General features: G+C 50.8%; 5 protein-coding genes. 3 read left to right on the top strand and 2 right to left on the bottom strand.

The features are described from left to right. Positions 1 to 182: 182 nt before the first annotated feature. Positions 183 to 3,887, bottom strand: coding sequence for a phosphoribosylformylglycinamidine synthase (locus tag QZ375_RS04210; RefSeq protein WP_295215726.1), 3,705 nt, complete (start codon positions 3,885 to 3,887; stop codon positions 183 to 185). 16 nt (positions 3,888 to 3,903) lie between these two features. Further along, positions 3,904 to 5,220: a tRNA (N(6)-L-threonylcarbamoyladenosine(37)-C(2))-methylthiotransferase MtaB gene (gene mtaB, locus QZ375_RS04205; RefSeq protein ID WP_295215723.1), complete on the bottom strand. Its 1,317-nt coding sequence runs from the start codon at positions 5,218 to 5,220 to the stop codon at positions 3,904 to 3,906. Between the two features lie 309 nt (positions 5,221 to 5,529). On the opposite strand from mtaB, the gene QZ375_RS04200 reads away from it, so the two are divergent. The 3 genes from QZ375_RS04200 (at position 5,530) to QZ375_RS04190 (ending at position 6,868) form a co-directional block, all read left to right on the top strand. Continuing rightward, on the top strand, positions 5,530 to 5,760 hold the full coding sequence (locus tag QZ375_RS04200; protein WP_295215719.1) for an HPr family phosphocarrier protein: 231 nt from the start codon (positions 5,530 to 5,532) through the stop codon (positions 5,758 to 5,760). Between the two features lie 231 nt (positions 5,761 to 5,991). Continuing rightward, positions 5,992 to 6,321, top strand: coding sequence for a PadR family transcriptional regulator (locus QZ375_RS04195; RefSeq protein WP_295215717.1), 330 nt, complete (start codon positions 5,992 to 5,994; stop codon positions 6,319 to 6,321). Next, the gene (locus QZ375_RS04190; protein WP_295215714.1) at positions 6,308 to 6,868 is read left to right on the top strand and encodes a DUF2812 domain-containing protein; all 561 of its coding nucleotides are present in this window, start codon (positions 6,308 to 6,310) and stop codon (positions 6,866 to 6,868) included. The genes QZ375_RS04195 and QZ375_RS04190 overlap by 14 nt, the downstream gene beginning before the upstream one ends. Positions 6,869 to 6,911: the final 43 nt, after the last annotated feature.

Genomic DNA, 6,911 nt, shown 5'->3' with positions numbered 1-6,911 from the left:
GAGCTTTGATGCGTATGATTTTTAGTTCATATATCATCGTGTCGGTACACTAGTCCTGTGCCAGCATTTTTGAAAAAATGCTGAATCAAAAAATCATTGACTGTATTCACTATACAAAAACGGACAGGCTTCTCCGTCATGGAGTATACCTGTCCGGTTTTTATTTGATAAAAATTTCTATTTTACTGGAAGTAAGCTACGCCGCTTTCAAAGATCTTCTGATCCTTTTCGCCCGGCACGTTCTGGTACAGATTCTGTCCGATACGTTCGCTGTGTCCCATTTTGCCCAAGACTCTGCCGTCCGGCGAGGTGATACCCTCAATTGCCATCATAGAAGTGTTGGGGTTGAAGTGGATATCCATAGACGGGGTGCCGTCCAGATCCACATACTGAGTTGCGATCTGTCCGTTCTTCGCCAGATCTGCCAGCAACTCCGGCGGTGCTACAAAACGACCCTCACCGTGAGAAATGGCAACGGTGTGTACATCGCCCACCTCTGTGCCGTACAGCCACGGGGACTTGTTGGAGGCAATGCGGGTGTTTACCAGCATGGACTGGTGGCGTGCAATGGTGTTAAAGGTCAGTGTCGGCGAAACATCGGTCATATCCATGATCTCACCGAAGGGTACCAAGCCTAGTTTTACCAGTGCCTGGAAACCGTTGCAGATACCCAGCATCAGGCCATCCCGGTTCTTGAGCAGTTCATGGACAGCGTCCTTGATACGTGGATTGCGGAAGAATGCCGTGATGAACTTACCGCTGCCCTCCGGCTCATCACCGCCGCTGAAGCCGCCGGGAATCATAATGATCTGTGCCTGCTTGATCATTGCCGCAAAGGTGGTGATGGAATCCTCCATTGCCGATGCGGAGAGGTTGCGTACCACAAAGGTCTGAGGCCGTGCGCCGGCACGTTCAAAGACACGTGCGGTGTCATATTCGCAGTTTGTGCCCGGGAATACAGGGATCAGGACACGGGGCTGCGCTGCTTTGACAGAAGCGGAAAGCGTGGTCTTTCTGGGATAGGACAGCTTTTCCGGTACTTCAGTCGTGGTCTTGATACGGCAGGGGAATACCGGTTCCAATTTACGCTCCCAAACGGAGAGCAGCTTGTCCAGTTGGAGGGTGTAGTTCGGGCAGACGATCTCCGGCTTTTCGGCAGTCGTACCGATAACATCCTCGCCGTCCTGCGCCTCGCCGTTCAGTTCCAGAAGGAAACCGCCGCAGCAGGGCTGGAACAGCTCTGCATCTGTCAGCTGACGGGAGAATGTGAAGCCGATGCCGTTACCGAAGCACATCTTTGCGATACCCTCGGCTGCTCCGCCGTAGTCGATGACCCAGCCTGCACGGACACGTCCGGCAGCGATCATTTCTTCTACCTTATCAAATGTGGCACGGATGTTGTCAAAGTTTGGAATGCCGTTTGCATCCACTGCGGGACGGAGCATTACTACCTTGTCGCCTGCTGCCTTAAATTCCGTGGAAACTACCTTGTCTGCCTTGGCGGTGGAAACAGCAAAGGAGACCAGCGTGGGCGGTACGTCGATATTCTCGAATGTACCGGACATGGAGTCCTTACCGCCGATAGAGCCGCAGGACAGTTCCAGCTGTGCCTTGAATGCGCCCAGCAGTGCTGCCATAGGCTTGCCCCAGCGCTTGGGATCGTTCTGCGTACGCTCGAAATATTCCTGGAAAGTCAGCCAGCAATGGTGCCAGCTGCCGCCTGCTGCAACGACCTTTGCGATAGAGGTAATGACCGCATCCATAGCGCCCAGATAGGGGTTGCGTTCACTGGTGGCAGGATTATAGCCCCATGCCATGAGGGAACAGGTATTTGTCTCGCCCTTGAGTACCGGGATCTTCGCAGCCATAGCCTGAGAGGGAGACAGCTGGTATACACCGCCGAAGGGCATGAGTACAGTGCCTGCACCGATGGTGGAGTCGAACTTTTCAATAAGACCCTTCTGAGAACAGATGCTCAGGCTGGACAGCAGCTCTGTCCAGGCATCGGCACTGTCCGTGAGGGTGGATTCTGCTGCCGGCTGGGGTTCTGTAATGGCAATATCTGTATGCTTTGCAGCACCGTTGGAATTGAGGAATTCACGGGACAAGTCAACGATGGTGTTGCCGTTCCAGTGCATCCGCAGACGAGGCTCTGCCTGTACGGTTGCCACAATGGTTGCCTCCAGATTCTCCCGGCTGGCTTCCTTGATGAACTTCTCAGCATCCTCAGCAGCAACGACAACTGCCATACGCTCCTGAGATTCACTGATGGCGATCTCTGTGCCGTCCAGACCGTCATACTTCTTGGGTACGGCGTTCAGGTTGATCTCCAGACCGTCTGTCAGTTCGCCGATGGCAACGGATACACCGCCTGCGCCGAAGTCGTTGCAGCGCTTGATCATACGTGTGACAACAGGGTTGCGGAACAGACGCTGGAGTTTGCGCTCTTCCGGCGCATTACCCTTCTGTACCTCTGCGCCGCAGTGACCCAGGGATTCGATGGTGTGTGACTTGGAAGAACCTGTTGCACCGCCGCAGCCGTCACGTCCGGTCTTGCCGCCCAGGAGAATGACAATATCTCCCGGCACCGGTGCTTCCCGACGGATGTTGGACGCCGGTGCAGCACCCAGAACGGCGCCGATCTCCATGCGTTTTGCCATATAGCCCGGATGGTATACTTCGGCAACATGTCCAGTGGCAAGACCGATCTGATTGCCATAGGAGCTGTAGCCGTTTGCCGCACCCAGGGTGATCTTTCTCTGGGGCAGCTTTCCGGCAATGGTATCCTCCACAGGTACCAGGGGATTTGCCGCACCAGTGACACGCATTGCCTGATAAACATAAGAACGTCCGGACAGTGGGTCACGGATCGCACCGCCGAGACAGGTTGCCGCACCGCCGAAAGGTTCGATCTCGGTGGGGTGATTGTGTGTCTCGTTCTTGAACATGAGGATCCAATCCTCTTCCTTGCCGGCAACATCTACCTTGATCTTCACAGAGCAAGCGTTGATCTCTTCACTCTCGTCCAGATCCTGGAGCTTGCCGTCTGCTTTCAGTTTTCGTGCGGCAATGGTAGCCAGATCCATGAGAGTCATGGGCTTTTCGCCTCGTCCCAGTTCCTGGCGAACTTCGCAGTATGCGTCATAGGTCTCCTTGATATAATCCGTAGGAATGTCTACATCAGAGATCTGGGTCAGGAAAGTGGTGTGACGGCAGTGATCTGACCAGTAGGTGTCGATCATGCGCACTTCAGTAATGGTGGGATCACGGTGCTCGGTGTCACGGAAATAGCTCTGACAGAACTGGATATCTCCCAGATCCATTGCCAGACCATAATCTGCAATGAACTGCTTCAGTTCGTCCTCTGACAGCCCGATAAAGCCTGTCAAGGTCTCTACTGTGGTAGGGATGGTATAATTGGCATCCAGTGTTTCTGGCAGTTCCATGGAAGCCTCACGGCGCTCTACCGGGTTGATGAGGTAGGATTTCAGGCGATCAAACTCAGCATCGGTGAGATTACCGGTGATGACATAAACATCCGCTGTGCGGACACGGCAGCGTTCGCCTTGGAGCAGGATCTGGATACACTGCTCGCAGCTGTCAGCACGCTGGTCAAACTGTCCCGGCAGATATTCTGTTGCGAACATCCGCTGGTTGTCCTCCAGTGCCGGCACTTCGGTGTAGATATGGTCTACTGCCGGTTCGGAAAAGACCGTAGGTACTGCACGCTGAAAAGCGGCTTCTGTGAGATGATCTGCATCATAGCGATGGAAGATCCGGACATCGGTCACATTCAGACGCAGCGCAGTTTGCAGGTCGCTCAGTACCGAGCGTGCCTCTACTGCGAATTCCGGTTTTTTCTCCACATAAATACGAAAAACAGACATGGTAAAACTCCTTCTATCATGAATTTGCGTCCGCCGCTATAGGAGTGCCATAGCAGCAGTCCGCATCACTCTTTTCTATTCTAACATAAAAAATCTGATTACGCAAACTTTTTTTTGGATTTTTTGCAGAAATCCGTATAACCGTCCCATTCGGTGCATGTCCCACGTGAAAATTGTCGTCTCGTTCCCGTTCAAAAAGTACTGGAAGGGTCTGACCGATCTGGGTGCGCAGAAAGGCGGCTTTCATAGATTTTGCGGCAGACTGGGCAAGCTCCATGCGCCGGGTCTTAGTCTGGCTGCTGATCTTATCTGGAAATTCCGCAGCCCGTGTGCCGGGTCTGGGAGAATAGCGGAATACATGCATGGCAGCGAAGCCGATGCGCTCTGCAAACGCCAGGGAATCGGCAAAGTCCTCATCTGTTTCTCCGGGAAAACCCACCATGAAATCTGTGGTAATGGCACAATGGGGGAACAGCGTCCGGATATTGGCACAGATCGCTTCATATTCCGCTGCTGTATATCGGCGGTTCATGCGATTCAGCGTTCGGTCGCAGCCGCTTTGGAGAGACAGGTGGAATTGAGGACAGAATTGGGGCAGTGCGGCAAGACGTTTCAATTCCGGTTCGGTCAGGCGTTCTGGTTCCAGAGAACCCAGCCGGATGCGTTCAATGCCGGGTACGGCAGCACAGGCTTCGACTGCGTCAGCCAGTGTGCCGCCCCATTCCATGCCGTAGAAGCCCAGGTTGATGCCGCACAGCACGATCTCCCGATAGCCATTTTCTGCAAAGGCAGTGGCACTGTGCCGTATCTCTCCCAGCGGCATACTCCGGCAGCGTCCTCTTGCATAAGGAATGATACAGTAACTGCAAAAGCAGTTGCAGCCGTCCTGGATCTTCAGAAAGGCACGGGTGTTGTCCGGCATGGTATCGCAGGGCAAGATTTCAAAGGGATCACTGACAGTATAGCTTTCTACGGCGTTCTGCCGGGTATGGCTGCGGTACAACTCGTCTAGCAGTTCCGGGAGTCGGCTGCGGTTTTTGGTACCAATGACCAGGTCGGCTTCCGGGAGTGCTGCTGCCTCTTCCGGATATGCTTGGGCGTAGCAGCCCGTGAGGATAAGCAGCGCATGGGGACAGGTCTGGCGCATTTTCCGCATGGCAGTGCGCAAACGGCTGTCTCCGGATGCGGTGACAGTGCAGGAATTGAACAGGATCACGTCCGCCTGCGTTGGTTCTCGGACAATGGTATGACCTGCCTTTTGCAGAACAGACTGCATTCCGGCAGTTTCACAGGTGTTGACTTTACAGCCGAACGTCAGAAAATAGCAGTTCAATGGTATTTCTCCTTTGCTGATACGATACTTTTTCGACAGGAATTTCGTGGAATTTTCACGCAGATTACATAAATTTTATCGTTGCCGTCAAAAATAGGTGTTGTATTTCCACTCCTATTATACTATATCAACGAAAATGATGCAATCGTCTTGACAAGAAAATTTTTTCGTGGTATGCTATAGACACAGAACAAGTGAAAGTCAAATGCGGTATGCACGTTGCCGATTTATGACAATGACTTTGAGTTCTGTGTATTTTGCGGACACCGTAGAAAGAACATGTAGGATCTTTCAGAGGAGGTAATTGTTATGTATGAAACAACAATTCAATTGAATGCAATTAACGACGTGAAGGAATTTGTCAACACTGTTATGCTGTTTGATTATGACATTGATCTGGTTTCCGGGCGCTATGCCATTGATGCAAAATCCATCATGGGTATCTTTAGCCTGGATCTGTCCAAGCCCATCAAGCTGCAGGCACACACAGAGGATGCAGATGCTCTGGTAAAGGCTATCGACAAGTATATTGTCAAGTAACACATTGATCGCACATCTTTCAAAGATTGAGTAGAATAGTAAGAGGGAAAATCGGCGCTTCGGAAACGGGGCGCCGTTTTTCTTTTCTTTTTATGGCTTGAAAATTTACTCAATATAAAATTGTTTTACGATACGACACTTGACAAATATATCGAGGTTTGATATACTATATTTAGCTTCGATGTATTGAATCTCGATATATCTAAATGCAATAGAAGAAAGGAGGACAGCATGGAGGAACGGATCAAACGAATTTATGTTCCCATGACGGAGACTGGATTTTATATTTTGTTCTGCTTGCAGGAAGAAATGCACGGCTACAGCATCGGGCAGCAGGTGAAAAAAATGACCGGTGGTGCAGTCCATATCAGTCCTGGTACTATGTACGGTACTTTGTCCAAAATGGAAAAGGATGGGCTGATTGTATTTGCAAGAGAAGAAGAAAAGCGGAAATTCTACCGGATCACGGAATTGGGACAGGAAATATTGGCACTGGAGAAGAAACGGATCGCACGTCTTTATAAAAACAGCAGAGGAGAGTGGTTAGATGAAAACGACTAAGACCATGATACGGTTTTTTACCATTGCCGACTATGAAGAAGAGGAGCAGTTTCTGCGGGAACAGCACCGAAAGGGTTGGAAATTGGTGCGCTTTATAGCACCTTGCTTTTATCGCTTTGAAGTTTGCGAACCGGAGGATGTGGTATATCGTCTGGATTTTCGGGAGAAAAATGCTGATCGTGATGTTTATTTGCAGATGTTTTCGGACTATGGATGGGAATGCTGCCAATCCTTTGCAGAATGGGACTATTTTCGGAAGAAAGCAAGTGAGGTGGAGATAAATCCGGAAATATTCAGCGACAATGCGTCCAAATTGGAACTGATCCGGCGTGTCATACGAAAACGTTTGCTGCCGTTGGGGATCATTTTTTTGTTCTGTGTGATTCCGAATACAATTCGTGCCGTGAGTGGGGAATTTGGAAAGTGGTACAGTGCTTTTAGTATTTTCTGGTTTGTAATGTTTGTGCTGTATTTGTGGATACTGGGGCACAGCACCTGTCAGTTCCGTAAGCTGAAACGAAAATACGGCGGCGAGAAACAGGAATGATATTTTCACATATCGCCGCATAAACTGTTTCGGAGGTGAATGC

This window comes from Ruminococcus sp., from assembly GCF_019417665.1.
Taxonomy (GTDB): Bacteria; Bacillota; Clostridia; order Oscillospirales; family Ruminococcaceae; genus Ruminococcus_C.
Note: the sequence above shows the minus strand (reverse complement) of the source record. Positions and strands in the feature narration are given on the sequence as shown.

What these genes read in the sequence shown, in the direction of transcription:
- QZ375_RS04210 (WP_295215726.1), bottom strand. Translation starts at nt 3,887, where the DNA reads ATGTCTGTTTTTCGTATTTATGTGGAGAAAAAACCGGAATTCGCAGTA.
- QZ375_RS04200 (WP_295215719.1), top strand. Translation starts at nt 5,530, where the DNA reads ATGTATGAAACAACAATTCAATTGAATGCAATTAACGACGTGAAGGAA.
- QZ375_RS04195 (WP_295215717.1), top strand. Translation starts at nt 5,992, where the DNA reads ATGGAGGAACGGATCAAACGAATTTATGTTCCCATGACGGAGACTGGA.
- QZ375_RS04190 (WP_295215714.1), top strand. Translation starts at nt 6,308, where the DNA reads ATGAAAACGACTAAGACCATGATACGGTTTTTTACCATTGCCGACTAT.